Here is a 1790-nt window from a genome sequence, read left to right on the forward strand (position 1 = left end):
GTAAAACCTTCAAACCTTAATTGTGGACTCTTTTTACTCATCATGCCCACCTCTCAAAAGAAGACGCATCGAATCAATTAAGGCTTGATTCTCTTCACTTTCTGAAAAATCGTCAATCAACGATAAGAGCACTTGCTCTTGTTGAACTAATTCTTCATTGACCTTAAGGAGATTGGTATTTACTGCAACCAAATCAACCGGTTCCTCTTCCTCAAAGGTATCGACATAACGAGGGATATTTAAGTTAAAGTCATTTTCTTGGATCTCATCAAAACTTGCAACATGAGCATATCTTTCAATATCTTCTCGTTTTTTGTAGATAGAAACAATTTTATCAATATGTTCATCCAACAGGACATTTTTATTTTTTTGTTTTTCAAAATCTTGAGAAGCATCGATAAATAAGACATCACGATGAGAGCGGTTTTTCTTCAAAATAATAACCGTTGTCGGAATACTCGTTCCAAAAAAAATATTGGCCGGCAAGCCAATGACCGCATCAATGGCTCCCATTTCTAAAAGGGCTTGACGAATGGTTCCTTCTGCGGCTCCTCTAAAGAGCACGCCATGCGGAAGGACAATTCCCATTGTTCCCGATTCTTTCAAATGGTAAAAACCGTGAAGGAGAAAGGCAAAGTCAGCTTTAGATTTAGGCGCTAATTTTCCAAAACGCTCAAAACGAGGGTCAGAGAGAAACTGATCTGCCGCTGACCATTTTGCAGAATAAGGTGGATTCATGACTACGGAATCAAACTGATAAGGCTCTTCTGAGGGCCAATCGGCATCTAAAGTATCTCCGTTATTCAGGTTCATGCGTTCTTTATCCACCCCATGAAGAATTAAGTTCATACGTGCCAAGTTAAAGGTCGTTGTATTTAACTCTTGTCCATGATAGTGCACTTGATTTGGATTGATGAGATAGCGACGAATATTAAGCATCAAAGAACCTGAACCCATCGCAGGGTCATAGATATGAAAAGGTGCTCGAGATTCTTGGCCGATTGAAGTGATCTCTGACATGATGCGTGAAACAGCTTGTGGGGTATAAAACTCGCCTGCTTTTTTACCCGCACCTTCCGCAAACATCCCAATTAAATACTCATAAGCGTCCCCAATCACATCGCCATTGTGTTCAAATAAGTCAATCTCATCTAAAGCACGCAAGACCTCAGTAATCGTCACATTACGTTGTTGTGCATTTGAGCCTAATTTTGTGGAGTTTAAATCAATATCCGCAAACAATCCACTGAATTCTTCTCCTTGACGTTCCAACTCATTAAAACCTGCTTGTAAGTCGGTCAAGTTAAATTCATAGTTATCAGCTTTGAGGCGGTAGTGATAAAACAATTGATCGGGTTGGATAAAGTAGCCTTGTTTGGGTTGGATATTTTCGATTAAATCGTCTTTGTCTTCTTCGTACCATTCCATGAAGCCTGCATACTGAGTGGAACGTTCTGGGAAGGTATCTGTTTTGCCATTTTCTTGTTCATAAACTTCTCTCAGCTGCGCATCAGACAAGTACTTATAGAAAATTAATCCCAGTAAGTAGTTTTTATACTCACTTGCATCCATCTTCCCACGTAAGATATCCGCAGAAGCCCATAGTTGTTGATTTAAACCTGTCGCCATTATAATTCTTCTTTCCATTTTTGAAGTTGTTCAAAGTTTTGTTGTAGTCGTTCTTCTAAAACTTTTGTTCTTCTTCTGTATTTTTCACCCGTTTTGGCTTCAATCTCTTCTGTACTAAGGGTCATCGAATCCAGTAAATGAATTAAATAAGGGGTGGTTGT

Annotated in this window: 1 protein-coding gene; it reads right to left on the minus strand. The window is 39.1% G+C overall.

Going from position 1 to position 1790, the window contains the following annotated elements; genetic code table 11:
- Window positions 1-33: 33 nt before the first annotated feature.
- Complete coding sequence (locus tag ABZS58_RS51210) at window positions 34-1629, minus strand: type I restriction-modification system subunit M (RefSeq protein WP_032398726.1); 1596 nt, start codon at window positions 1627-1629, stop codon at window positions 34-36.
- Window positions 1630-1790: the final 161 nt, after the last annotated feature.

Origin of the sequence: Dactylosporangium sp. NPDC005555 (assembly GCF_040605635.1) — a bacterium.
Lineage (GTDB): Bacteria > Actinomycetota > Actinomycetes > Mycobacteriales > Micromonosporaceae > Dactylosporangium.

Coding starts and splice junctions, on each gene's coding strand:
- ABZS58_RS51210 (WP_032398726.1), bottom strand. CDS start 1,629: ATGGCGACAGGTTTAAATCAACAACTATGGGCTTCTGCGGATATCTTA.